We start from the raw sequence: 24,923 nt of genomic DNA, 5'->3' as shown, positions 1-24,923 counted from the left end.
TACCTCAGCAAAACCCAATTTTAATATGCTGAAGTGTGTCTAAAAATTGAGAAAATTATGAATAATTTAAAAATTTTAATCACAAAATTGTCACCTCATGCGCGTATTTGTCTCGAGAAATCGGCAAATACTTGCATATCGCAACAAAATTATGAGATCGAAATTGAACATTTTTTTCTAGAATTACTACAATCAAATATAAAAAATGATCTTTATTATTTAATTGAAAAGTACAAAATTGAGCGTGATGGCCTAAGTCAAGATTTAAAAGAAAGTATTACACAACTCCCTAAGGGCAATGCCCGTACACCAATTTTCGCACAATCCATAGTACGGTTATTAGAACAAGCTTGGTTATTGGCATCAGCAGAACAAAATCCTATTATTCGTAGTGGTCACTTATTGGTAGCCTTATTGACTGCACCTGATTTGTATCAAATTGCAGCGCGTGCTTCATACTTATTTGAACGCTTCCCTATCGACACCATGAAGCATAAATTTTTAGATGTATGCCATGAAAGTGTTGAAAATGAATTTCAAGTTCAAAATTTAAATATTGAACACGCAGACTCAACTGTCATGAGCACACCAGTTGCAAAAACACCTGCTTTAGACCAATTTACCATTAACCTCACTGAAAAGGCTAAAAGTGGTGGTATCGATCCAGTCATAGGCCGTGAATTTGAAATTCGCTTAATGCTCGATATTTTAATGCGCCGCCGTCAAAACAACCCCATTTTAACTGGGGAACCTGGTGTTGGTAAAACTGCTGTAGTTGAAGGTTTGGCTTTAAAAATTGCAAACAACCAAGTTCCAGATGCTCTAAAAAATGTGCAATTGCATGTATTAGATATGGGCTTGTTACAAGCTGGTGCAAGTGTCAAAGGTGAATTTGAAAATCGTTTAAAACTTGTGATTCAAGAAGTTCAGGCTTCAGTACACCCTATTATTCTGTTTATTGATGAAGCACATACATTAATTGGTGCTGGTGGCCAAGCTGGACAAAATGATGCAGCCAATTTGCTTAAACCTGCATTAGCACGTGGTGAATTACGAACTATCGCTGCAACAACTTGGGCTGAATACAAACAATACTTCGAAAAAGACGCTGCTTTGAGTCGTCGCTTCCAAGTAGTAAAAGTTGAAGAACCTACCGAAGAAGTCGCGATTGATATGTTGCGGGCTATGATTCCAGTCATGGCACAACATTTTAATTTGCAAATTGATGATGAAGCCATTGTCACTGCTGTTCATGCTTCACACCGTTATATTACTGGGCGTCAACTCCCAGATAAAGCCATTAGCGTTTTAGATACCGCAGCAGCACGGGTTGCCCTAACACAAAATGCTCAACCTGTTAAATTGGATCAGTTACTAGCGAAACAGCACAATTTAAATCTTGAATTAAGCATTTTAGAAAATGAACATAAAAACATCCCAATTCATCATGAACGCTTAGATGCTTTAAAAGCTCAATTGTCGCTCTTAGCATCTGAAATTGAGCAGGTTAAAACTCAATGGATGCAAGAACTACAATGGGTTCGAGAAATTCAGCAACTTGAAATAAATGATTTAACTGACGAAACAGAAATTCAAAAACTTGCAAGCTTACGTGAACAACTTAAAGCAAGCCAAGGCCAAACACCATTGGTCTTTGAACGTGTAAATGCCCAAATCATTAATGAAATTATTTCCGATTGGACTGGCATTCCTGTTGGAAAAATGGTCAATGATGAAATTAAACAAATATTAACTTTAGAAGAAAAACTTGAACAGCGTGTCATGGGTCAAGATTATGCCCTTCATCAACTCGTTCAAGGCATTAAGACATCGAAAGCTAAGCTTGAAGATCCAAATAAACCACAAGGTGTGTTTATGCTCGTGGGTCCAAGTGGTGTTGGTAAAACAGAAACTGCATTGGCTTTAGCTAATGAACTTTATGGTGGAGAATCACACCTAATCACCATTAACATGTCCGAATACCAAGAAGCACATACGGTATCTTCATTAAAAGGTGCACCTCCTGGTTATGTGGGTTATGGACAAGGCGGTGTATTAACCGAAGCCGTGCGCCGTAATCCTTATGCAGTTGTATTACTCGATGAAATTGAAAAAGCACACAACGATGTTCAAGAATTATTTTATCAAGTCTTTGATAAAGGGACACTCGAAGATGGTGAAGGTCGTGTGATTGATTTTAAAAACACAACGATATTGCTTACATCAAATACAGGCTCAAGTGCCATCATGCAAGCTTGCTTAAATGCACCTATAGAAGAATGGCCTACTGCAGAAGCATTACTTGAGCAACTTAAGCCAAGTTTATACAAACAATTTAAACCTGCATTTTTAGGTCGTATGCGAATTGTGCCTTATTATCCATTGTCTGATGATTTACTGGTTCGTATTATTCATCATAAATTAGGCAAAATTACGGCACGCTTAGAAAAACAATATGCAACACAAGTAACTTATACCGATGACTTAATTGAATTACTTTTAAGTCGCTGTACTGAAGTAGATAGTGGTGCACGTAATGTAGATAACATTTTGAATGCAACTATTTTACCTGCATTAGCAACGAAAATTTTGGTTGCTATGAGTGAAAATAATATTCCTAAGCATATCGAAATTCATGTGAAAGATGATGAGATTATCTATTTACTTGATCCCGTAGCAGATGTGAAGACAACAAAGAAAGTAAAACCTAAAAAAAGCAAAAAATCAGAAGTTGAAAGTATTAAATAAACACTTTTGACCCCAACGTGGCTAGGAGTGATATTTATAATTACTTCTTGCCAAATAGATAGTTTAAATAGAATCAGAAAAAATAAAGGCAAATTATGAGTGTAGAACTCGAAACCCTATTACAGCCCATTAGCGAGCAACAGCCTTGTGGTACGGATTATTCATTTTCTAATGAATTTCATGCAATAAAAAAGGCAAAAACACAAGATGACCCGTTATTGGATCAAGGTGATTGGGTAGCTGAACCAAAACAAGCAGATTGGTCCTTTGTTCAATCACAAACCATTGAGTTGCTTACTGAAAAAAGCAAGGATATTCGCCTTTATACGTGGTTAATGGAAGCATGGGCACATTTATATGGTTTTGATGGCCTACATAAAAGCCTCGCTCTAATGCAACAGAGTTTAAATAGCTATTGGTTTCAGCTATTTCCCGAAATTGAAGATGAAGATTTAGATCAACGCTTAGGTTTATTGCAGGGATTTATTAATCTTTTACCGACATTATGCAAAAGTATTCCAGTGGTAAATGTTTCGCCGTACTACACCCTTTCTGACTACGAATCTTTTTTGCATCAACAAAATCAAAAACGTAAATTAAATACAGAAGATGAAGATCAAGAAAATCCCGTTAATTTAATGGAGCAATTTGATCACGCGCTTTTCAATACATCCAAAAGCATTCAATATCAAAACTATCAGGCTTTTTTAGAAACACTAACGCAGTGGCAATTGTTAAAAGATACGATGGATCAACTAATGGGATTAGATGCTCCAAGTTTTGCTGGAATTGACTCCCAAATTGAAAGTATTCATTTGAACTTAAAGAAAATTTATAAAGCCGAGGCTTTTTTACAATCTACCGAACAAAATAAAAGCAGTCCATCCCCCCCTATTGATACACCGATGAATGTTACAACACCCCATGTAGAACAGGCTACCAATATGCATGTTGAACATAGTACAACTACTTTTCAACCACAACAAAAAAGTCATTTGGCAAATCGTGATCAAGCGATGCGTTTATTACAAGAAATTTCGGATTATTTCCAAGTCAATGAGCCTCATAGTCCTGTTAGCTATATGCTACAAAAAACTATTAAATGGGGCCAAATGCCATTACATGAATGGCTAACCCAAGTCATTAAAAATGAAAATCCGTTAGAAAATGTCCAAGAAATGTTGGGCGTACAAAATAATGATGCAAATAATGATTGGTAACTTAAATGTTAAAAGCTGAAAAAATATTATGGGGAGAAGGCCTATTCCTTAGACCCCAACACTTCCAAATGCAAGATGCTTATCACGAGCAAAGACTAAATCATACTGTACGATCTACTGTTCCATTTGCTTATGGCATTCAACAATTAGATTTTGATGAAGTACAACTTTCGACACAAGTTTTGGCTCTAAATAAAGTTGAGATGATTTGGCAAGATGGTGAAATTTATCAAGCGCCGGCACAAGATTTACTGCCAGAGCCAGTACTTCTTGATGAGTTAAATCTTAAAAATGAAATGCATGTATATTTGGCACTCCCAATTATGCAAGCCAATAAGAAAAACTTAAGTTTTGAACAACATACGCAGTCTAGTCGATATTATTCTCACTTGACTGAAGCCTATGATTTATTTACAGATGCATCTTTGGCGGACATTACCTTATTAAAGCGTCGTGCAGAGTTAAAATTGTTTGAACATGCACATGAGCCAGCTCAAAGTTTAGATGGCTATTTATATATCCAAATTGGTCGTTTAAAGCGTCAAAGTTCTGGCAGTTTTATCTTAGATTCTAAATTTATTCCGCCAATTTTACATATCTCAGCCTGTGATTCTTTATTGGCTGGATTAAAAAGAACTTTAAATATTATTAAAGCGAAAATTAAGACAATTCAGGCCAATAACCGTGAAAATGAGCAAAAACTCATTGAATTCCGTTCTGGCGATATTGTGTCTTTTTGGTTGGTGAATGCATTAAATACAGCTCATGCAACGCTGAATCATTTACTGCGTTATCCATTGATTCATCCAGAGCGCTTATATTTTGAGTTGTTGCGCTTAACGGGTTCTATGTTGACCTTTTCAACTGCTTACGATGTCGAACATTTGCCAGAATATAAGCACACCCACCTTGAAGAAAGCTTTGGTCAGCTTGATCTAATATTACGTGATTTATTAGATACGATTATTTCAAATCGCTATATCAGTATTAGCTTAAAAGAAACTCGACCTTCTTATTGGATTGGTAGTTTAGAGTCTGACAAAATTACCCGTGATACTCGCCTGTATTTGGCTGTTTCAAGTGGTGTTATGCCTACACATGATTTAATTTCTTATGTCCCTCTACGCTTTAAAGTTGGTAGTACAGTAGATGTAGAACAACGTGTCATGGCGGCATTACCTGCTGTGACACTGCAACATTTAATGCAAGTCCCAACGGCAATTCCAGTTCGTTCTGGTGTCAGCTATTTTGAAGTTGAACCAAATAATGAATTGTATCAACGCATGCTGGATTCTGAAGCGATTTGTGTATATATCCCGACAGGCTTCCAAGATATTTCAATTGAATTGATTGCAGTAATGAATGGATAAGGCAATATAAAAATGAATATGAAGAATAATGTACCCTCTCTGTTTGATGATGGCACGATTGGCACTGGATATGTACCGACACAAACGGAAGTCAAAGCACAAACTGCATCTGCAAATATGGTTGATTTATTACATGATGGTTTTTACATTGTTTTTTTATTAAAAAATCAATATGTACCATCAGATCCGGAAGGCTTTAAACAAAAAATTATAGATTTATTAAATCGATTTGATCATCAAGCACGTAAATTACAGTTTAATGCCGATGATATACAGGATGCTAAATACGCATTTTGCGCATTAATTGATGAAACGATTGTGACACAACAGGATGCACGTTTTTTTGATTTACAAAATAATTGGATGTTAAACCCACTACAGCTGACTTTGTTTGGCTCACAACTTGCAGGCTATCGTTTTTTTGAGAAATTAGAAGAGATCCGAAGTAAAGGTAAAGAACGACTGGCTGCACTGGAAGTTTATCACTACTGCATGTTGTTAGGATTTCATGGTAAATATCGTATTGAATCTATAGAGCATCTGAATCTATTGGTCTCACGTATTGGGGATGAAATTGATTATTTAAAAGGAAAAAAAGTCGCATTTTCTCCTTTTGCTGCTTTACCTGATCAAATCAAACATATTATTCATCGTGAGCTTCCATTCTTTTGGATTTTGATTTTTTTACTTTTGTTTTCTGTAATTTCTTTTGTGGGCTTACACTATATGTTGGGTAAACAAAATGATGCTGCTTTATCTAAATATCAAAACGTAATTAGCGCACCAGCAGAACAAGCTTATATCACCATTCATTTACCATAAGACTAGAATAAAATGGCAAACGAAAAATCAAATAATGTTCGAATATTACAATCGACTAAAAAGACAACAATATCACCCCTAATAACCGCTGTGATTGGTTTTTTAGCAGGTGTTTCTGTGATTTCAATTGCAGGTTTCATTTTTATGAATATGCAAGCGAGTGACAGTAAAAATACAGATCTTCTTACAAGTCAGCCTACAGAGTTACAAGAGCATGTACTCAGTGAGTCGAATGTAGCACCAGCACGTGTCATGACAGCGGATGAAAATATTGCTGATCATACGCAAACACAACATGAGCAAACAGTTCATACTTCAAATGATGACCCTAATGTTCAGGCTGTTGATCCTGTAAATGTATTTAAACATCCAACAGCAAAACCGCAACAGCTGACAAGGACACAACCTACTACTGGTCATACTCAAGATCCATTTGCCTTGACCCAAACAGAACCTAAAAATATTGTTGTTAATACCATTAAAACAACAAAACCTAATCCCGCACAAACTCGACCTTTACAAACTCAAGTTAAGCCTACACCTATCCCGACGCCCGTTGTTAAAGCAGCCGTAAAACCGACTAAACCAACCGTCATTGAAGAACCTGAACCAGAGTCTCCACGTGGCTCATTACAGGTGACTGTAACTAAAACAGTTACGCCAGTTAAGGAAACACCAAAAGAACCCAAAGCTGAATCATGATTATTCTGCTTTTTACATGTTTTTTAATTTTAAGCTTTGTCTCGGCATTATTGCTGTCGTATGAGCTTAGACAAATACTTCACAGTTTTTTTGCATCTTTAATTCCAAAAAGCAAAGATCGTTGGACAAATGCCAAACAATTTGCACATGAGCTGAATTCGGCAGCCTCACCTGAGCAAATTCAATCGCATTGGCATTTACAACAATGGTGGATATTAATCGCTGGAGCTGTACTGTTTTCCAGTATTTTATTATTTGCATTTACTCAACCCGTGACTGCGTCAAAAATGGAAGCTGACTATCTAAAAAAAGTTGATCCACAGATTTTTGCAATGCTAAATGGTGAAATGTTAGATGCACCCGCCGAAGTAGAAGAAAACCTAGTACAAGATGCCATTGCAGAAGCATTGGCCTTAGAAAGCATGAATAACTCAGTAATCTCTGCAACCAATACCGTCCCAACAAATTTAACGATGCCTGATGACGCCGTATTTGAAGCACATAGCCATAATGATTTAGCTGGAGCTGATCGTAAATGGCATAAGATGAATCCGCGTTTTAAGCAGCGTTTATTGATGGTCATGAAAACGATGCGTGAACAGCATGGCTACGAGATGGTTTTACTTGAGGGATATCGTAGCCCTGAACGGCAAAATAACTTAGCGACGAATATTAATACAACTCGTGCCAAAGGATTTCAAAGCTATCATCAGTTTGGCTTAGCTGCCGATATTGCATTTAAACGTGATGGTAAAGTGGTTATTTCTGAACGTGACCCTTGGGCCATGCGCGGATATCAACTCTACGGCCAAGTAGCAGAATCTGTCGGTTTAACTTGGGGTGGCCGTTGGAAATCGATACAAGATTATGGACATACTGAGTACCGCATGCCTGGTCTAGTAAAAACGCGTGAAATGGCGGAAAAACTCACGTCAGAAGGTCAGTTGCAAGCTTCAAATATCAACGTGAATCCATAAATGGATTCACATTGATATTCCGCTTTATTCAGCTCAGATGCCCTTTTTTTAATCATGTATATTGAAACCCTTTATGATTTCAACTCAGCTCATTTCATTATTTTAAAAAACTATTTAATGTATTAAGTACGGCCGTGGTTTGCTCTGCATGCAACCAATGTCCTGCTTCTGCAATATTTTGAATGTCTGCATGTGGAAATTGAGTACGAATCGCTTCAAAATGTTCATCTTTTTCAATATACGGTGATTTTTCACCTTTTAAAAATAATGTAGGTCCAGTAAATACTGTAGAAGTTGGCCAAGAGATAATATCTGCATAATGTGTATATAAAGCATTTACATTAAATAGCCACTGTCCTTTATGCCATGATTTTAATAAAAATTGAATAACCATTTCTTCTTGAATGTATTGTTTCATCAATGCAATGACTTCACTACGCGTAGATAAAGTTGCCTGTTCAACAGCTATTAATGCTTTGAAAATTTGGTCATGATGATTTTGCGTATATGCAAATGGTGCAATATCAAGTATTGCTAATTTTTCAATTCGATTCGGATGTTGTTGGGCTAAATACATGGCAATTTTTCCGCCCATAGAATGCCCCACCAAACTGAATTTTTCAATTTTCAAAGAATCTAAGGTTTCTACAAGATCCTGAGCCATTACTGCATAGTTCATATCAGTCGCATGCCCTGATTTACCATGATTGCGAACATCGACTTGAATGACATCATGTGTTTCAAAATAGCTTCGAGCCAGCATTCCCAAATTACTTAAGCTGCCAAATAATCCGTGAATAAAAATAATAGGGTTTGAATTACTTTTGGGATTTTCATGATGTTCGAAATTTAAAATCATAATGCTATCTTTGGTCTAACTTTTGAATACACTTTATGATGTGGTCTATTAAGAATTTAATCAATTGTGAAATTATTTTAATTTTTTTGCTTAGGCTATTTTGACTTGCTTTAGTAAATGAAAAAAGGCTGAAATAATCAGCCTTGTTATAAAATTGAATGGGTTACTTAAAATAATTCAAAGGGAGCTTTAAATAGCGAATGCCATTTTGCTCAGGCTCAGGGAAATGGCCTGCACGCATGTTCACTTGTATAGCCGGTAAAATCAGTTTTGGCATACTCAATGACGCATCACGGCGCTGACGCATATCAACAAACATTTGTTTTTGAGTATTTTCATTGATATGAATATTGCTCTGTTTCTGTAGTTGAATACTACTTTCGCAATGATATTCGGAACGATTTTCTGGTAAATAGTCATGGCACAAAAATACACGTGTCTGCTCTGGCAATTGATACAAGTTTTGCACCGAGTCAAATAAGGTCGATGCACTGCCCTTTGGAAAGTCACAACGTGCTGTTCCATAATCTGGCATAAAGAGCGTATCACCCACAAATACGGCGTCACCGATCACATAGCTTAAACATGCTGGGGTATGTCCAGGTGTTGGTATGTTATATGCTGATAAGTTGCCAATCTTAAATGCTTCATGATCTTGAAATAGATAATCAAATACTTGCTGAGCATTAATACTTTTCATATCTAAATGATATATCTGTGAAAACGTATCTTGCACAATTTTAATATTGTGGCTCATAGCAACTTTACCCCCCACCTTTTCTTTTAGGTATTGGGACGCAGTCAAATGATCTGCATGGACATGAGTTTCAAGAATCCATTCAACGCTTAGGCTATTTTGTTGAACAAAAGCTAAAATTTGATCAGCACTTTGGGTATACGTTGTCGCAGAAGCCGCATCATAATCTAATACACTATCAATTACGGCGCATTTTTTTGTCTCAGGATCAGTAACAACATAACTAAACGTATTGGTCCGCTCATCAAAAAAATGTTGAATCCAAGGTTTTATCGCCATGTAATTAATGTCCTGTAATTTTTTTATGGGCAAATACGCCTATAAACATCGCAACAATGAAATATAAAATCTGTGTATAACCTAAGCCAATTAAAGTAAATGCTGGTGCTGGACAAACACCTGTTAAACCCCAACCAATTCCAAAGATTGCAGCGCCTAAAATTAATTTAGAATCAATTTGTGTTGCTTGTGGTAAATCAATTGCATCACCAAAAACTGTTTTGGGTCGATTACGGCGCACAGCCAATTGGAATGGTATAAATGTAATTAAAATTGCACCCATCATTACAAATGCCAGACTCGGGTCCCACTGGCCTGCAACATCTAAAAAGCCTAATACTTTCTCAGGATTAGACATACCTGACAGCATTAACCCAATTGAAAATAATCCACCAAACAGAAAAGCAAAAATATTTTTCATGCGCCTGCTCCTACAACATGACGTACCACAAATACTGTAATAGCACCGGTTAACATAAATATGCCTGTTGCAATTAATGAACGCTTTGAGAGCCGACTGATTCCACAAATACCATGCCCACTAGTACAACCTGAACCAAGGCGTGTACCAAAGCCGACTAACAAGCCAGCAACAATCAATTGCCATATACTCGCATTAAGTACAATTTCTGGTTGTATAAATAGACCGTAAATAAATGGGATCACGACAATCCCTAGTAAAAACCAAAATGCGGGTTTCTGCAAAAGCCCTTCTGGATGTATTATCTGACCAATCATGCCACTAATACCTGCAATCTTGCCATTGATATACAAATAACCAACGACAGAAATGCCTAATAGGGCGCCACCTAAAAAAGCCCAAAGAAAGTCATGCATGGGAGTGATGATCCAATAAACATTATATGTTTTTATAATATGTATATTTTTTGTTTATGCAAGTCTTATTTCATCTATTCTTTGAACAATTCATTATAAACAACTATTTTTAGATAGAATTTGTTGTAATACGACGTTGTGAGCTTGCTTAGCGACACACCAAGAAATCATCTCATTGAGTGAACGATACTTTTCTTCGAATATAGAAATAATTTTATGATTGTCTGTAGATCTAGCAAAAAAGAAGATTTCTAATTCTTTATGCCTTTCGACTAATTTTATAAAGCGTATATTACTCTGCTCAAAATATTGAAAGGCATCATCCAATTCGGCCCTTGGCAATACAAAGGCGACATAATGTTGATCGAATATTTTGAAGTAATGTTCATTCAATACATAGCACCTTAAATTTGCAATTAAGGGAACCGCATAATTCAATTGCTTTGCAATATAGTGTGCGGCCGCCAAATGGTGAGAACCTCCAGAATTGGAAATAAATAGTTTTTCTAACCAAGCAAAAACCACAAATTCATCAGTGCTTGTATTTGGCGAATGAATGATCCTAATTTCCCGATATGACAACATCGCTACAAAATGCATCTATCGTTTGAAACTCTTGTAATGGCGACTTAGAATTTGAGAAGCCACTTAACATTGAAAGATCAACCTGATATTGAGTATATATTTGCGTTTCAAATATAGGGTTAATACAGCACGTAACTGTTCTAACTCCTCGGCACTGGTCTTAAAATGAGAAATGAAATGCGTATAAAGTTCATTATTATAAAAATGATAATCCTTAAGCGCCTTAATTTTTAAATTATGCCATGCAAAGACATCAGATAAATCAATCGAGTTGTGCTGCGTTAAATCTAACTTAGTAGTCCTCTTCTGTTTTAAATAACGATACAAAGCAAAATTATGAGAAAACTGAGCTAAAATTTCACTCCAGAATGAACCGAACATCACCTCTACTCCATTGTTTCGATAATTTCTTCTATTTGTTAAGTATTCAAATCCATTAAGGCATCCTAATCACGCCAATACGGCAATTATCATAGAATTTCACCCTATATTTTTATTAAAAAAACTTAATAATATTTAAAATTCACGAGATATATCCCCGAGAAATTTCGAACAAACATATATTTTTATTCATATTAACTTCACTATTGTCTATTTTTTGACATAAAATTCAAAATTGAGATGAAATACTCGCTCAATCTTATTTTTATTAGATATATACAATGCTTAAGTCACCTAAATAATGAAATACGACAGCTCTTTGAACGGGTACAACGTCATTTGTACAGCACACGTACATCAATACCAGATTAGCGATAGTAGAACACGTCCTCCCATACATAGATACTTAAAAGCGTATCAATACTCTTTCTCTTTGGAAGCGATATAAAACAATAAAGCTGTATAAGATATAAGAAGGATGCTTAGGCTTATTCTATTAAAAACAACTCAAAAGCTTAGTTAGAAATCATCCAAAGCTGGCTACTAAGCGCCGTGTATGAAGTGAATACTTGAGGCAAGAAGCTTAGGAAAAAAATAAGGCAAAAAAAGCCACTCTTCAGTGGCTAATTGAATAACATCAAGCATGACGATGAAGTTATTCAGCCAGAGCATAAATAACCAGGGAAGTATTATTTATGTCTAAGCTTAAGCCTATATATTAATGCGAACTAGTTATCACTTTTGTCTATTTTTGTGTCGTTATATGCCATTTTATCAAGTTGGCTTCAACTTAAGCCTTCTCTTTACAATTTTTGAATCATTTCTCTGGTTTTGCTGGTGTAGTTTTACACATTGCGCCAGTCGTCATACCAGATTTAGTTAAACTCTGTTGCTGTCGATCCAAAAAGTTTTTAGCTGCCATGTGCATGATAGAAGCCATATCGAGTTGGCTATTGTCTTCAGACAACTTCACTATACGTTGATAGGCATCTATACGTTGGCAAAAAGCCTCACTTTTCGCCGATGCATCTGCTGTTGATTTTGGATCATCCAAAATAGGCTTAGTTGCTTTAATTACATCAAGATAATGTTGTATCTGTGCATCATAATTTTGCTGTGTTAGGACCTCAGACTGTGCCATCTGACTTAATGACAGCACAGTACAAGTCAGCAGAAATGCATAAAGACTTTTATGCTTCATCGCCTTCTTTCCACACATCTTCATAATCATCTGAATCGATCATAAACCTATAACCAGTGTCCAGCGCTAAATATGGAAGTGCTTCAGGGAACTCTTTCATCAATTCTTTTACACTAATGAGCTCAAAAAAATCTTCTGAAGCATCTAACTCACCACCATAAATAAACCACGATACATTATTATCATCTGGTAGTTTACGCAGACCAACTACAGGTTCTTTATTTAAGGTTTGCAAGGCAATTGCTACTGTATCTGTTTCTTTTACGGCGCGATATGCCGAACCAAACTCTTCACAGACCAACTGCTGTTCTTCAATTAAATCAGCATCCATCTTTAAAGCTCTTTTCTGTGTTTAATCATGCACGCAGTTTAAGGCTTTCATTAACCTTATACAATCAAGTGAAGTCAGATTTAGCTTCATTCAGTCTGAGCTTCTTATCAATGTAAAATAAAGTGCTTTACTGAATCGCGGTGAGTTTTTTCTACAAATGATAGCTGACGGATGATTTCAAGCGTGTAGACTATACATTAAGTACAGTTTGTAACTATTCGAGATCTCAATATAAAACCCCAAGTAAGCTTACTCACTTGGAGTCTATTCAAATTTGTAAGCCGATGATTAAGCTTATTTTTGGGCGCGTATCGATTTGAGTTGCTGATAAATTAAAGACTCTTGGCCTGATTTATAAATATAACGCTCTAAAGTCCCTTGATTTGTATGAACTGACATTGAAATATTATCTCCTTTCAATGTATGAACAAGCGATGTAGGAATACTAAAATTATTTTGAGAACGGTGCATACCAAAGTACATACGATTTGTCGTCTTCGCAGTAGGACCGTAACTTAACTCTTCTGTACCATTACTAAAGGTAATTTTTTGGATATCGTAATTTTGTTGTACGCTATCTAATGATACTTTAATACCAACATGATCTAAAGCTTGCTCATTCCAACTCACTTGCACAATCGGGCAAAGTTCATTTGGCTCACAGATCAACAAACCCAAGGCAGCATTCTTTTGAGGCATAGGCGTAGTCTGACATGCAACAAGAGCACTAAGTACCATGGTCAGTCCAAGACTTTTTAAAATGTATTTTTTCACAAGCTCACCCTCATAACATTTAAATAGACAATATTTATGTATTTATTTCCATAAAGTATTAAATACCATTCTGTTCATATTTTAAACATAGCACAACAATATGATCTGAAATGATTATATGCAATCATTTGAGCCATTTAAGATTCTGTAGAGGCTGAAAGTAAACAGTAACACTCACGACAAAATGTACTTTTGTTTTAATACTGACAATTTACATACTGCTTTTAAACTACTATTGGACTAATGTTCTCAATTCCCCCCCCGATTTCATCATCTTCCACTCAAAACCTTATCTTACCCATGAATAGCGTCAACCTAGACTGCCATTAATGCTATAAAAATGCTCAAACAGATACCATCGAAATAACATCAATATATATATGAAACATAAACCAATCCCATAAATAGTGCTTTTGCCATTCCTGTGGTTAAAATCCATTCAAACAAGTAGAAACTTCAATAAACAATATTGAGCACATTCGTCAATCCAAGGCTTTGAACTTTTCTCAAGTACACTCAATGGCTTTTAAATTTTGTATATGCGCAATGTATCTACAAACCTATTCAAAATTTCGTACTTCTTAAAAAGTGCTGTATCACACAGTGAGTACAAAATTGATCAACTATGAGCCCTTAGTTATTGTTTTAAGTAACACATCAGATTTAGATTTTTTATTTCCAAACATTCAAATTCTTCTTTATACGCTGACTTAAATTAGAGTAACTAGCCAAAATACTGTTTTTAATCATAATTTATGTTTAATATCTAATGTGAATTTAGAAAAGCTCAACATAAAAGTACACTAAAATTTAAACGTTTAATTTTGATTCCACATAGATCAAATTATGCATTTAAATTTTGAAAGAGTGAGTACAACAACCGATCGATTCAACTCAATCTTATAGACTCACTATACGGCGCAGGTTCAATAGGATCTAAAGCAGGACTATTTTCCTCCTTACATTTTTCAACATCAAAACATCCGTTACACAAATGATAATAACAGTTTTAGCCAATTCGGCTTACAATGTAAAAAACAGACATAACTATAAAATTTGTAATCTTTTAACATTGCCAAATGTCCGCAAAATTCGCATTATATAGCCCAAATCTGGCACACTAGATTCATGTCAATTCAAAGAATTTATAAATAAAATATGGAAAAATGTGCCATAATACGCAAACTTTGCAGATATCTTGCAAAGTAATTTTGCAATTTTTTAATTGGAGCATGCTGAATGAGTTCGACCATTTTGGTCATTCACGGACCGAATCTTAATTTGCTAGGAAAGCGCGAACCAGAAGTTTATGGACACCTCACACTTGAGGATATAAACCAGCAACTCACCGAACAAGCACAAAAAGCCTCTATTTCTCTGCAAACTTTCCAAAGCAATTGGGAAGGTGCTGTAGTGGACCGAATCCATCAAGCACAACAAGACGGCGTTCAATTTATCATTATCAATCCAGCAGCCTTAACACATACATCGGTTGCGGTGCGTGATGCACTTCTTGGCGTAGCAATTCCATTCATCGAAGTACATTTATCTAATGTACATGCACGTGAAGCTTTCCGCCATCATTCATATTTATCTGATAAAGCCGTAGGTGTTATCTGCGGATTAGGTGCAAAAGGCTACGCGTCAGCGCTTGACTTTGCAATCGACAAAATTCAACCAACTTTGCAATCTTAATTTAGGAATACTGTCTCATGGATATCCGTAAAATCAAGAAACTCATCGACCTGATGATTGAATCTGACTTACAGGCAATCGAAGTGAAAGAAGGCGATCAATCTATCGCTCTCACACGTCGAAATCCAGTTGTAGCAGCAGCTGTTCCAGCAATGCCTGCTCCTGCTGCACCTACACCAGCAGCAAAATCACCTCGTGGTGCTGTTGAAACTTCACCAATGGTTGGTGTGTTCTATGCAGCACCAAATCCGGGCGAAGCACCATTTGTAAAAGTTGGTCAAACTGTGTCTGCAGGTGAAACACTCGGTATTATTGAAGCAATGAAAATCATGAACCCAATTGAGGCAACTCAAAGTGGTGTGATTGAAGAAATTCTAGTGAAAAATGGCGAAGTGATTCAATTTGGTCAACCACTTTTCCGCTACCGCGCCTAAAACCTCGGGGAAAAATAATGTTGCAAAAAGTTTTAATTGCAAACCGTGGTGAAATTGCACTACGCATTACACGGGCCTGCAAAACTTTAGGAATTAAAACCGTAGGGATTTATTCCGATGCAGATAAAGACCTCATGCATTTACGCTTTTGTGATGAAGCAGTCTGCATTGGTCCAGGTGCGAGCAGTGAAAGTTATCTAAATATTCCAGCCATTATTACAGCGGCTGAAATTACAGGTGCTGATGCAATCCACCCTGGATATGGTTTTTTATCTGAAAATGCTGAATTCGCAGAAATTGTAGAAAGCTCAGGTTTTATCTTTATTGGCCCACGCCCAGAACATATTCGCCTGATGGGGAACAAAGTTTCTGCCATTATGGCAATGCGTAAAGCTGGTGTGCCTACTGTACCTGGTTCTGCTCATGCAGTTACACCAAACAATGCCTTGGCTGAAGCCAAAGAAATTGGCTTCCCACTGATCGTAAAAGCTGCCTCTGGTGGTGGTGGTCGTGGTATGCGTATTGTAGAACGTGTAGATACCCTACTCGAATCTGTACAAGCTGCACAACGTGATGCTGAAATGTGGTTTGGCGATGATACAGTCTATATGGAACGTTTTTTACAAAAACCTCGCCATGTAGAAGTACAAGTGTTAGCAGATGGTAATGGCCATGCAATTCATCTGTATGACCGTGACTGCTCTTTACAGCGCCGCCATCAAAAAGTACTTGAAGAAGCACCAGCACCGGGCTTACCAGAACAAGCACGCGCAGAAATTTTAGAAGCATGTGTGAATGCTTGTAAAATGATGCAATACCGTGGCGCAGGTACTTTCGAGTTTCTTTTTGAAGAAGATGAATTCTTCTTTATTGAAATGAATACACGCGTACAGGTAGAGCACCCTGTCACTGAAATGGTGACAGGTATCGATATTATTGAGCAACAATTACGCATTGCTGCAGGCCTCGGACTTAACATCGAACAAGAAGATGTCGAGTGCAAGGGTCATGCCATGGAATGCCGTATTAATGCTGAAGATCCAACAACCTTTATGCCTTCACCAGGTAAAATTGAGCATTTCTATGCACCAGGTGGTGCGGGCATTCGTTTAGATTCTCACATCTATCAAGGTTATAGTATTCCGCCTTACTACGACTCTATGATTGCAAAACTGATTGCTCATGGCAAAGACCGTGAAACTTGTATTGCACGTATGAAGCAAGCTTTAGACGAAATCATTTTGACAGGGATTAAAACCAATATTCCTTTACATAAAGATTTAATCCTACAAGATGAAAACTTCTGCCAAAAAGCAATGGATATCCATTACTTAGAAAAGCACATGTTGAAACAAGTTGAAGGTCATTCTGAAAAAGAATAAACAACAGTAAATAAAAAACCGCTCAATTGAGCGGTTTTTTATTGGCTTTAAATCACTTATGGCAATACACGATATAGAGTTGCAAAACATTTTTCAGCTTGATCATTACTACAGAAATTAATTGTGCTTGGATTTTTCCATTTCACAAAATACTGTGAAATTTCTCCAGTTTGATCGACTTGCTGGCCTGAACAATCTTTTTGGTTGTTATCAAATTTTACTTGCAACACTAAAGCAGGCAATTGTTCGTCTGGTTGTGCTGAAGGTTGGTAATCGTAAATACCAGATGACCACTCCTCACCGCTTTTAATAATGACATCATTATCGCTTTTGAAATTATAATATTCGATGCACTTGCGATTATTTGGAATTTCCATTCCCCATAGACCCACAATTTCAGGACGAGTAATCACCCTAAATGAATTAGCTACATTTTGTTGTGGCGTGACAGTTTGATTTTGATCATTTTTTTTATTATCTGAAGCAGAAGCTACACCAGCACATAACATTAGTAAAATGGTTAAAGATGTCTTTTTCATACGTTTATTCAGTCATATTATCCATGTGTGCTAAATTAACACATTTTTTTAAAAAACCACCAATAATCACCAATTTATAACAATCATTTCACCAATATATTCAACAATGCCCGTTATCATATTTAATGCCTTATATTTATGGTATTCACACAATGAGCTTCATCGGAGACAACTCGTGCATTTATAATTAATTTAGTAAAATGCTTCAATAAATACCGTATTACTTAGGCTATATAAGGGAAGTCAATCCATTTATGCGTACAGCCTCACCGAATATCATACAAAGTAGTGTTTTTTTGGGCGTTGCCCTGATTATCTTGATCAGCTGTCTCGTTGGTATTGCTTCTCGACCACTTTCTTTTCTCGCTTTCTTTTGGCCAGCCAATGCTGTCTTGCTCGCTATTTTTCTACGCTATCCAAATTTAAATACAAGCAGTGGCTGGCTAGTTGCTTTTTGTGGCTACATGCTTGCATACTTACTCACGGGTAACTTTCTACAACTGACCACTATTTTAACTTTCGCAAATTTAATTAATACAGCCGTTTCATTGTTTTTTATACAATTTTTCCAAATTAACTATAGAAAATATCATCAAGGTCTAACTTTTTTAGGCTTGTTTAGCATTTGTACTTTTGGTGGATGTTTAGCGAGTGCTGTCTTTGCTATTTTTACCGTTCCGTTTGTCCCCAATACATTCATGTCTACAGACCGCCTACTGGTCGATTTTAGTATGTGGTGGACAGGAGAAATGTTGAACTGTATTTTAATTTTACCTTTGGTATTGGCATTCCCAACCTATGACGAATTCAAAAAAATTATTCATAATCGTCGTACTAAAACCTACCCCATTCAAAAAGCTTTTCCGGCAATTGCTGTTATTTTTTGTGTGGCCCTAACTTATCTATTTTCTGGACCTGGTGCTTTACTCTATCCTTTAGCTGCATTAATTTGGGTTGCACTTAGCTATCGACTCTTTACTGTCACTGTTATTAACTTTTTAGCCTTACTTGCAACCTACCACAGTCTCAACCAGTTTTATGTCGCTGTATCCCCTGAGATTTATCTCAGTACGTCCATGTCAGTGCGGATTGGTTTGTGTATGCTCAGTCTCGCACCCTTACTGCTGTGTATCATTAGTGAAAATAGACATCACTTATATAAAAAAGTTCTCTATTTTGCAAATTACGATAGCTTAACCCAAGCCATGAACCGCCGTTACTTCTTCCAACTCAGTGAAGAGCTCTTAACACTTCACCCTAAACGTAGTTTTACGCTACTCATGTTAGATATTGATCATTTTAAGAAAATTAATGATCAATACGGCCATTATGCTGGGGATCAAGTTTTACAGCAGTTTTCCGAACAGATTCGCCAACATTTACGCGATAAAGATTTGTTTGCACGACTAGGTGGTGAAGAATTCGTTATTCTTTTAGAAAACATTCAACACAATGAAGCTCTGCGTATTTCGGAAAGATTGCGAAATATTATCGAAACTTCACCAATACAAATTCATGGCCAAGCAGATATTCCAATTACCGTGAGTATAGGCATGACGCAATATGCAGCCACATCACCCGAAACAATTCAAAATCTAATTAATAAAGCCGATTTTGCACTTTACCAAGCAAAGGAACAAGGCCGTAACAAGGTAATAATGAGCTGCTAAAAGAAGCAATAATATCGTGCATTTTAGATCTCAAACTTTTTCTTAATGGCTAAGATTCACCGCTTTAGGTAAGCCTTTTACAAAGAATAAACCACATAGAACCACAATACCTGCCACAACAAACATTACTTGCCCTGTATATATTTCCCAATAATGCCCAGCTAAAATACTACCAATAGCCACGCCAAGTCCCCACATCGTACTATAAAGGGCTTGCCCACGACCTTGTTGTCCCGCCGAAAAATTTTGGAAGATAATCCGCATTGCAATGAGATGAAATAAACCAAAGCTAAAAGCATGAATGCATTGAGCAAAGAATTGTACTGCAAATAAGTCAGGGAAAAGTCCAGCCATTATCCAACGTAAGCTGGTTAAAATTAAACAGATTGCCACCAACATCCGCCATGAAAAGCGCGTAAAAAATAAATTGGCATATGCAAACATGATTATTTCTGCGATAACTCCCACTGACCACAAAAAGCCTATTTCTGTTGTACTATAATTGGCTTGCTTTAAGTAATTACTATAAAAACTATAAAACGGTGCATGTGAAAATAGCATAATCAGTTCTATGACAAAAAAACTTGCCACCACGGGACGTTTTAAAATGGGCCATAGTGGTTCTAGTATTTTTTGCGATGTAGGTGCTGTAGCTGGTTCACGTATTGTAAATGACCAAAGAAAAGCCAAAGAGGCAATACATAACAACATAATCGGTAACATTGATATTGGGACTATTTCGAGCAACGCTCCAATGCCAAACACCCCAATAATAAATCCTATAGAACCCCATTTACGGACCTTACCGTATAATTGTGCTCTTTTTTCTGCTAACCAAAATAAGGTCACACCTTCAAATTGTGCCAATATCGCATTTTGAAAAAAACTAAATATCAGCATAAGTAATGCAATTGATTGAAAACTATTAGGAATAATAAAAATCAGTAACCATATACAACACTCCATCCATGTTGCTATACGTACCAGCAACATACGCTTTCCTGATTTGTCTGCAATCCACCCCCAAATAAAAGGCGCAAAAAAACGTGTAATAATTGCAATGGATGAAAGCAACCCAATTTGTTGATAATTAAACCCTTGGTCTTCTAAATAAAGATTCCAAAATGGCATAAATGTACCAACAATGGCATAGTAGAAAAAGTAGAATCCACCTAGTTTGGACTGGATTGGAATGCTAAGCATTAAGCTATATTCCTTAGTATTTACAACAAGTTATTAACTTTTTAGAGTTGTATTGCATTGCATCTAAAAGGCGGTTTTAGGAGATAACAGGTATACAAATCAGTATACAAATTTATTTTAATTAAATTATTTCAAAATTTGTATACTTTAGAGAAAAATACACATTATTAATCATGTATTTATATTTATCTAAATTTATCGTTTTTATGTATAAAAAACCATTATAAGGAAGTTCTAGATAGAAGTTATTTGCTTTATCAGCGTGTGGTACGAGTTAATTTTAAAAATTGCAGATTCCCTTCATTCTAATCAACAACATATTGCAAGTTATCCTCTTAGTTCCAATTTTATGCAATTACTGATTCTAAATTATAGAAAATTTTTAAATATATCGATTCGACTGCTTTTAAAATAGGATTTCAATAAAAAATCGTCTTAACGTTCCCAGTCAATCTTGTAAATATTTCCATCTACGACAGTAATAGCATAGTAAGAATTATCTACTTTATATTTATAGGTGATGGCTGGATGAGCTCGTCCTCTCGCATCACGAATAGTATGCTCATAAGAAGATTCAGGATGACCCAATACATCTTGCATTTTGCTATAACTATCACCAAGTTCAACAAAACCAAAATTTCCTCGAATCGACTGCATGTTAACAGCGAACGCTTGAATGGACATAAATATGCTCAAAACTAATAATAATTTTTTCACTTCTATGCTCAACAAAGTATTTATACTTAGCAACATAATAAGTGAAAAATGTGATTTTTATCATTTTTTGTCTGAGTAATGTTCAGTACAAATTAAATCTACCTACAATTTATTGTTATCCAAGTAAACCTTTTGTACTACTTCCAGATAATTCATATTCATAGAGCAATCATAGATGCTGAAATCCTTCATATACGCATACAGCTCAACACAAATAATGTCCGCAAGTTACAAGCACAAAGATTTACTTTGATGAACAGTTTGATCCAGCCAATACAAATCTTATCCGTCACACAAAGTACAGCTGATAAATTTTTTAAATTGAGATTTGTAGCTAATCATTCCAGCAATAAAGAATGTAAAGCCTTAGTAGATCAACACGTTATGTCTCGAGAGCAAATAAGTTATTGAAAAAAATTGAAGCACTTGGATAAAAGTGGTCTAGTTATTTTCACTTTTATATAACAAAGCCCATTCATACAGACTCATTCAATTTAGCTTTGCCAAATTCTTTATGGGGGAAAGATATAACGAATGTATACGTGCTTTGCCTGATACATTACAACCGCAAGTAACCGTATTTTATTTCTACCTACTATAAAATAAGATACAACTTTCACACTTTTTGTAGCAAGAAAGAGCAACTTCATTTCCGCAAAATCATTAGGATCATCAACCTTCCCAATACTTCAAAAAGTTTTGTTATTTTTACACCATCAGTTGTAACCACTTTTTATAATAAACGGTTGATTTTCAAATCCTAGCTATTTTTTATATTTACCTTAACTTAATATTTTAAGACGTAAAGTAGCTATATTTTCAATCCATTATTTTACAATATGTCATTCAATAAGTTAGACCATCGACCAAAGGTGGTAATACTCTTGAATATCTCGATTTAAAAACTCATCGCGTTCGGGATCGTAATGAAAAGGCTTATTTTCCAGTAAAGTAGTGCAATTATTTAATTTAAGGTATTTTTTTAAGAATTTCTTAAAATTTTCGATTTTTTCTGGAAAAATACTTTCTTCATCCCACATAATAGCATTCATATCATTTACCTCTATCAATCTAAAGCACATACAACTTATTGATGTACAGTAAACAATATTTATCTTAAATGTGACTTAATTAGCAAAATAAAGCAAATAAATCGTTTTTAGATTTTTTTTTGCAGGCATGATTCATCATTTAAATAGATTGTCTCAATTCATTACACTATGTATTGATTCTATTGATGTGGAAAACATTACAATATACTATGTCTTCAGAATACAAAAAGAATATGGAATAAAATGTGATCTGTTTCATAAAATATTGGCCGAAGTACTAAAAATATACTAAGATAACTCAACTCAAACATAGGATATGACGGGTGCTAAAGAAGATTGCGGCATTTTTAAAATTAGATTTACAAAAGCTGATTTTAATCCTAAATATCATCTGTGTTTCTTGTCTATTTATTGCATCAATTTGCATTATCAACTATGTCATTAAAAAACAATTAATAGAAAACTCTCTTTTAACAAATCAAAAATATGCTTCAAAAGTTGCAATTAGTGCAGATCAACACCTAAAAAGCATGCTACAAGGATTAAATTATAGTGCAAAAATTATTGGTCATGACTTTAGTAATCAAACTATTATCAAAAGTGAATTACATCGACTTAAATACCAATCCAATAATTTCAATACCGTTTCTGTCGTAGATCAAAATGCGATCATCAAACATTTTGAACCGCATAATTTTAAATTTAATACGAATGTTAGTCACCGAACTGTCGGTATAGAACAATCATTAAAACTGAAAAAGACATATATTTCCCCGCCGTATCTAGCAATATCCAATAATCTTATTGTCTTAATGACGCAACCTATTTTTGATCAAAACCGAAATTACCAAGGTATGATCACTGGATCAATATATTTACAACGCAAAAATTTAATAAATCAGCTTCTATCTGGTTCCTATGATTATAAAAGAAGCTATATGTATGTCGTAGATCAAGATAATCGAATTATTTTCCATCCTGATCCTACACGAATTGGTGAAAAAATTATCGGAAATACTGGCCTAGACTACATGAAACAGTATAAAAATGGCTCAATTCATTTAGTAAATAGTAAAGGTATAGACAATCTCGCAGGTTTTTCTCATATTCCTAGTGTGAACTGGCTAGTAGTTTCACAGCAACCTACAGAAGAGCTTTTAGAACAAGCCAATAGTATTTTACTCAAAGCCGCATTTGGAATATTTATATTTTATGTTCTCATATTTATAATTATTTGGAGGATAACTTATTATATTTCCTCACCGTTACATAGTCTTGCGCAAATGGCAGGTATATTAAATCAGCCAGAAACGGATGATAAAATTCGCGAAATTAATCCATGGTACTTTGAGGTTTTACGCTTTCGCACTGCTTTACTATTTAGTTCTAAAAAATTTAAAGATAAGATTAGTGAATTGAATCAACATATCAATACAGATCCACTCACTGGTTTATTTAACCGTCGTGGTATGGATCTATTTATTAATGAATTAAAAAAAATGCATAGCGAGTTTGCATTATTAATGATTGATGTGGATCATTTTAAACAGGTTAATGATACATACGGACATGACCAAGGCGATGCTGTCTTAATCTCACTTGCACAGCAGATTAAGCAAAATTTCCGTGAGAATGATGTCTGCTGTCGTTTAGGTGGTGAGGAGTTTGTTGTTTTGGTACATAGTGCTGAAGCTCACTCTGTTTATAAAGCAGCTGAAAGGCTTCGTAAAAGAATGGAAAATTTACAGTCCGACAATCTGCCGAAGGTAACCATATCGATTGGAATTGCTTTCTATCCTGAAGATAATGAAGACATACAAGAAATATTTAAAATAGCGGATAATCGGTTGTATCAAGCAAAAAATTTAGGTCGTAACCAAGTATGTTAATTAAAAAATCTTTTACTTATCCATTTAAATTACTTTACGTCTCACCATATTAATAGTTTTTCATGCTGTTTAGGCTCTTATATAGCCTATTAAAGATCATAAAAGAGATTCTCTCATGGTGTTTTTCTTTATTTCAATGATTAAAATATAAATGTCACCACTCTTTAAATTGAAAATAATATAGTGACAATAGCTCAGCAAGTACTTATTTAGTTGTATTTTAACTTCTAAGATAAGCTCTTAATAATATGACATCGAATACCAATTCACTGCAGCTAATTATTGATATATTTTATTTTTTTAAAAACCAGTCTAAATAGTCACGCTTTAATAATGAGTCTACATTCTATAATGCAGGACTTAAAAGTTGGTAATGTAAACAATGACAGCATTATCTCCTAACGGTATTCTGTGATGCCTTATCACATCCTCCAAGCCCTCTTTCTGTATATTCTTTATTTATAACATTCCAATTTTTCTAATTTCCATAATATTTTTC

24 protein-coding genes are annotated in these 24,923 nt (G+C 35.4%); 11 read left to right on the top strand and 13 right to left on the bottom strand.

Going from position 1 to position 24,923, the window contains the following annotated elements:
* Nucleotides 1-54: 54 nt before the first annotated feature.
* The 6 genes from tssH to EXE29_RS14175 all read left to right on the top strand — a co-directional run bounded on the left by tssH (nt 55) and on the right by EXE29_RS14175 (nt 7,839).
* Entirely contained in the window at nt 55-2,748 is a 2,694-nt protein-coding gene (tssH, locus tag EXE29_RS14200) for a type VI secretion system ATPase TssH (protein WP_120364901.1), read from the top strand.
* 95 nt (nt 2,749-2,843) lie between these two features.
* Nucleotides 2,844-3,968 (top strand): type VI secretion system protein TssA, encoded by a 1,125-nt coding sequence (tssA, locus tag EXE29_RS14195; protein WP_120364892.1) that lies wholly within the window; start codon nt 2,844-2,846, stop codon nt 3,966-3,968.
* 5 nt (nt 3,969-3,973) lie between these two features.
* On the top strand, nt 3,974-5,338 hold the full coding sequence (gene tssK, locus EXE29_RS14190) for a type VI secretion system baseplate subunit TssK (RefSeq protein ID WP_120364891.1): 1,365 nt from the start codon (nt 3,974-3,976) through the stop codon (nt 5,336-5,338).
* Nucleotides 5,339-5,350: 12 nt separating this feature from the next.
* On the top strand, nt 5,351-6,160 hold the full coding sequence (icmH, locus tag EXE29_RS14185) for a type IVB secretion system protein IcmH/DotU (RefSeq protein WP_106986327.1): 810 nt from the start codon (nt 5,351-5,353) through the stop codon (nt 6,158-6,160).
* Between the two features lie 144 nt (nt 6,161-6,304).
* A complete protein-coding gene (locus EXE29_RS14180; RefSeq protein ID WP_130125668.1) occupies nt 6,305-6,862 on the top strand; it encodes a hypothetical protein in 558 nt (185 codons plus the stop codon).
* Entirely contained in the window at nt 6,859-7,839 is a 981-nt protein-coding gene (locus EXE29_RS14175; protein ID WP_120364890.1) for a M15 family metallopeptidase, read from the top strand. Before EXE29_RS14180 ends, EXE29_RS14175 begins: the two co-directional genes overlap by 4 nt.
* Before the next feature lie 97 nt (nt 7,840-7,936).
* Here EXE29_RS14175 and EXE29_RS14170 read toward each other — a convergent pair whose 3' ends face one another.
* The 8 genes from EXE29_RS14170 to EXE29_RS14135 form a co-directional block, all read right to left on the bottom strand.
* Nucleotides 7,937-8,698 carry an alpha/beta fold hydrolase gene (locus EXE29_RS14170; protein ID WP_117008037.1) on the bottom strand — a complete coding sequence of 254 codons (762 nt, stop codon included), beginning with the start codon at nt 8,696-8,698 and terminating at the stop codon, nt 7,937-7,939.
* Nucleotides 8,699-8,861: 163 nt separating this feature from the next.
* The gene (locus tag EXE29_RS14165; RefSeq protein ID WP_117008036.1) at nt 8,862-9,734 is read right to left on the bottom strand and encodes an MBL fold metallo-hydrolase; all 873 of its coding nucleotides are present in this window, start codon (nt 9,732-9,734) and stop codon (nt 8,862-8,864) included.
* A gap of 4 nt (nt 9,735-9,738) precedes the next feature.
* On the bottom strand, nt 9,739-10,155 hold the full coding sequence (locus EXE29_RS14160; RefSeq protein WP_117008035.1) for a DUF6691 family protein: 417 nt from the start codon (nt 10,153-10,155) through the stop codon (nt 9,739-9,741).
* Entirely contained in the window at nt 10,152-10,571 is a 420-nt protein-coding gene (locus EXE29_RS14155; RefSeq protein ID WP_106986333.1) for a YeeE/YedE family protein, read from the bottom strand. The genes EXE29_RS14160 and EXE29_RS14155 overlap by 4 nt, the downstream gene beginning before the upstream one ends.
* A gap of 93 nt (nt 10,572-10,664) precedes the next feature.
* The gene (locus EXE29_RS14150) at nt 10,665-11,156 is read right to left on the bottom strand and encodes a DUF6685 family protein (RefSeq protein ID WP_165382504.1); all 492 of its coding nucleotides are present in this window, start codon (nt 11,154-11,156) and stop codon (nt 10,665-10,667) included.
* A gap of 1,198 nt (nt 11,157-12,354) precedes the next feature.
* Nucleotides 12,355-12,738: a hypothetical protein gene (locus EXE29_RS14145; RefSeq protein WP_106986336.1), complete on the bottom strand. Its 384-nt coding sequence runs from the start codon at nt 12,736-12,738 to the stop codon at nt 12,355-12,357.
* Nucleotides 12,728-13,069, bottom strand: a complete 342-nt coding sequence (locus EXE29_RS14140; RefSeq protein WP_117008031.1) for an immunity protein Imm33 domain-containing protein — start codon at nt 13,067-13,069, stop codon at nt 12,728-12,730. Before EXE29_RS14140 ends, EXE29_RS14145 begins: the two co-directional genes overlap by 11 nt.
* Before the next feature lie 294 nt (nt 13,070-13,363).
* Complete coding sequence (locus EXE29_RS14135; RefSeq protein WP_130125667.1) at nt 13,364-13,843, bottom strand: hypothetical protein; 480 nt, start codon at nt 13,841-13,843, stop codon at nt 13,364-13,366.
* 1,239 nt (nt 13,844-15,082) lie between these two features.
* Here EXE29_RS14135 and aroQ point away from each other — a divergent pair.
* Genes aroQ through accC form a run of 3 tightly spaced genes read left to right on the top strand, consistent with a single transcriptional unit; the run spans nt 15,083 to nt 17,354 of the window.
* Nucleotides 15,083-15,538, top strand: coding sequence for a type II 3-dehydroquinate dehydratase (gene aroQ, locus EXE29_RS14130; protein ID WP_106986339.1), 456 nt, complete (start codon nt 15,083-15,085; stop codon nt 15,536-15,538).
* A gap of 17 nt (nt 15,539-15,555) precedes the next feature.
* On the top strand, nt 15,556-15,972 hold the full coding sequence (locus EXE29_RS14125; protein WP_106986340.1) for an acetyl-CoA carboxylase biotin carboxyl carrier protein: 417 nt from the start codon (nt 15,556-15,558) through the stop codon (nt 15,970-15,972).
* A gap of 17 nt (nt 15,973-15,989) precedes the next feature.
* Complete coding sequence (gene accC / locus EXE29_RS14120) at nt 15,990-17,354, top strand: acetyl-CoA carboxylase biotin carboxylase subunit (protein WP_106986341.1); 1,365 nt, start codon at nt 15,990-15,992, stop codon at nt 17,352-17,354.
* 56 nt (nt 17,355-17,410) lie between these two features.
* Here the strand turns inward: accC and EXE29_RS14115 are convergent, their stop codons facing one another.
* A complete protein-coding gene (locus tag EXE29_RS14115; RefSeq protein WP_117008029.1) occupies nt 17,411-17,893 on the bottom strand; it encodes a hypothetical protein in 483 nt (160 codons plus the stop codon).
* A 254-nt stretch (nt 17,894-18,147) separates the two neighbouring features.
* Here EXE29_RS14115 and EXE29_RS14110 point away from each other — a divergent pair, with 254 nt between their 5' ends.
* The gene (locus EXE29_RS14110) at nt 18,148-19,563 is read left to right on the top strand and encodes a GGDEF domain-containing protein (RefSeq protein ID WP_120364888.1); all 1,416 of its coding nucleotides are present in this window, start codon (nt 18,148-18,150) and stop codon (nt 19,561-19,563) included.
* A gap of 42 nt (nt 19,564-19,605) precedes the next feature.
* On the opposite strand, the gene EXE29_RS14105 is transcribed toward EXE29_RS14110, so the two are convergent.
* The 4 genes from EXE29_RS14105 to EXE29_RS14090 form a co-directional block, all read right to left on the bottom strand.
* Entirely contained in the window at nt 19,606-20,766 is a 1,161-nt protein-coding gene (locus EXE29_RS14105; RefSeq protein WP_117008027.1) for an MFS transporter, read from the bottom strand.
* Nucleotides 20,767-21,201: 435 nt separating this feature from the next.
* A complete protein-coding gene (locus EXE29_RS14100) occupies nt 21,202-21,483 on the bottom strand; it encodes a hypothetical protein (RefSeq protein WP_106986345.1) in 282 nt (93 codons plus the stop codon).
* A gap of 512 nt (nt 21,484-21,995) precedes the next feature.
* Nucleotides 21,996-22,169 (bottom strand): type II toxin-antitoxin system HigB family toxin, encoded by a 174-nt coding sequence (locus EXE29_RS17885; protein ID WP_350337704.1) that lies wholly within the window; start codon nt 22,167-22,169, stop codon nt 21,996-21,998.
* A 168-nt stretch (nt 22,170-22,337) separates the two neighbouring features.
* Nucleotides 22,338-22,535, bottom strand: a complete 198-nt coding sequence (locus EXE29_RS14090; RefSeq protein ID WP_117008047.1) for a hypothetical protein — start codon at nt 22,533-22,535, stop codon at nt 22,338-22,340.
* 323 nt (nt 22,536-22,858) lie between these two features.
* Here EXE29_RS14090 and EXE29_RS14085 point away from each other — a divergent pair, with 323 nt between their 5' ends.
* Nucleotides 22,859-24,424, top strand: a complete 1,566-nt coding sequence (locus EXE29_RS14085) for a sensor domain-containing diguanylate cyclase (protein ID WP_120364887.1) — start codon at nt 22,859-22,861, stop codon at nt 24,422-24,424.
* Nucleotides 24,425-24,923 lie beyond the last annotated feature (499 nt).

It is taken from the genome of Acinetobacter sp. WCHAc060006, assembly GCF_004209135.1.
Taxonomy (GTDB): Bacteria; Pseudomonadota; Gammaproteobacteria; order Pseudomonadales; family Moraxellaceae; genus Acinetobacter; species Acinetobacter cumulans.
This window is presented reverse-complemented; position numbering and strand designations above follow the sequence as displayed.

What these genes read in the sequence shown, in the direction of transcription:
- EXE29_RS14180 (WP_130125668.1), top strand. Translation starts at nt 6,305, where the DNA reads ATGAATATGCAAGCGAGTGACAGTAAAAATACAGATCTTCTTACAAGT.
- EXE29_RS14090 (WP_117008047.1), bottom strand. Translation starts at nt 22,535, where the DNA reads ATGAATGCTATTATGTGGGATGAAGAAAGTATTTTTCCAGAAAAAATC.
- EXE29_RS14125 (WP_106986340.1), top strand. Translation starts at nt 15,556, where the DNA reads ATGGATATCCGTAAAATCAAGAAACTCATCGACCTGATGATTGAATCT.
- EXE29_RS14110 (WP_120364888.1), top strand. Translation starts at nt 18,148, where the DNA reads ATGCGTACAGCCTCACCGAATATCATACAAAGTAGTGTTTTTTTGGGC.
- EXE29_RS14145 (WP_106986336.1), bottom strand. Translation starts at nt 12,738, where the DNA reads ATGAAGCATAAAAGTCTTTATGCATTTCTGCTGACTTGTACTGTGCTG.
- EXE29_RS14155 (WP_106986333.1), bottom strand. Translation starts at nt 10,571, where the DNA reads ATGCATGACTTTCTTTGGGCTTTTTTAGGTGGCGCCCTATTAGGCATT.
- icmH (WP_106986327.1), top strand. Translation starts at nt 5,351, where the DNA reads ATGAATATGAAGAATAATGTACCCTCTCTGTTTGATGATGGCACGATT.
- EXE29_RS14150 (WP_165382504.1), bottom strand. Translation starts at nt 11,156, where the DNA reads ATGTTGTCATATCGGGAAATTAGGATCATTCATTCGCCAAATACAAGC.
- EXE29_RS14175 (WP_120364890.1), top strand. Translation starts at nt 6,859, where the DNA reads ATGATTATTCTGCTTTTTACATGTTTTTTAATTTTAAGCTTTGTCTCG.
- EXE29_RS14160 (WP_117008035.1), bottom strand. Translation starts at nt 10,155, where the DNA reads ATGAAAAATATTTTTGCTTTTCTGTTTGGTGGATTATTTTCAATTGGG.
- tssK (WP_120364891.1), top strand. Translation starts at nt 3,974, where the DNA reads ATGTTAAAAGCTGAAAAAATATTATGGGGAGAAGGCCTATTCCTTAGA.
- accC (WP_106986341.1), top strand. Translation starts at nt 15,990, where the DNA reads ATGTTGCAAAAAGTTTTAATTGCAAACCGTGGTGAAATTGCACTACGC.
- aroQ (WP_106986339.1), top strand. Translation starts at nt 15,083, where the DNA reads ATGAGTTCGACCATTTTGGTCATTCACGGACCGAATCTTAATTTGCTA.
- EXE29_RS14165 (WP_117008036.1), bottom strand. Translation starts at nt 9,734, where the DNA reads ATGGCGATAAAACCTTGGATTCAACATTTTTTTGATGAGCGGACCAAT.
- EXE29_RS14140 (WP_117008031.1), bottom strand. Translation starts at nt 13,069, where the DNA reads ATGGATGCTGATTTAATTGAAGAACAGCAGTTGGTCTGTGAAGAGTTT.
- EXE29_RS14105 (WP_117008027.1), bottom strand. Translation starts at nt 20,766, where the DNA reads ATGCTTAGCATTCCAATCCAGTCCAAACTAGGTGGATTCTACTTTTTC.
- EXE29_RS14115 (WP_117008029.1), bottom strand. Translation starts at nt 17,893, where the DNA reads ATGAAAAAGACATCTTTAACCATTTTACTAATGTTATGTGCTGGTGTA.
- EXE29_RS14170 (WP_117008037.1), bottom strand. Translation starts at nt 8,698, where the DNA reads ATGATTTTAAATTTCGAACATCATGAAAATCCCAAAAGTAATTCAAAC.
- tssA (WP_120364892.1), top strand. Translation starts at nt 2,844, where the DNA reads ATGAGTGTAGAACTCGAAACCCTATTACAGCCCATTAGCGAGCAACAG.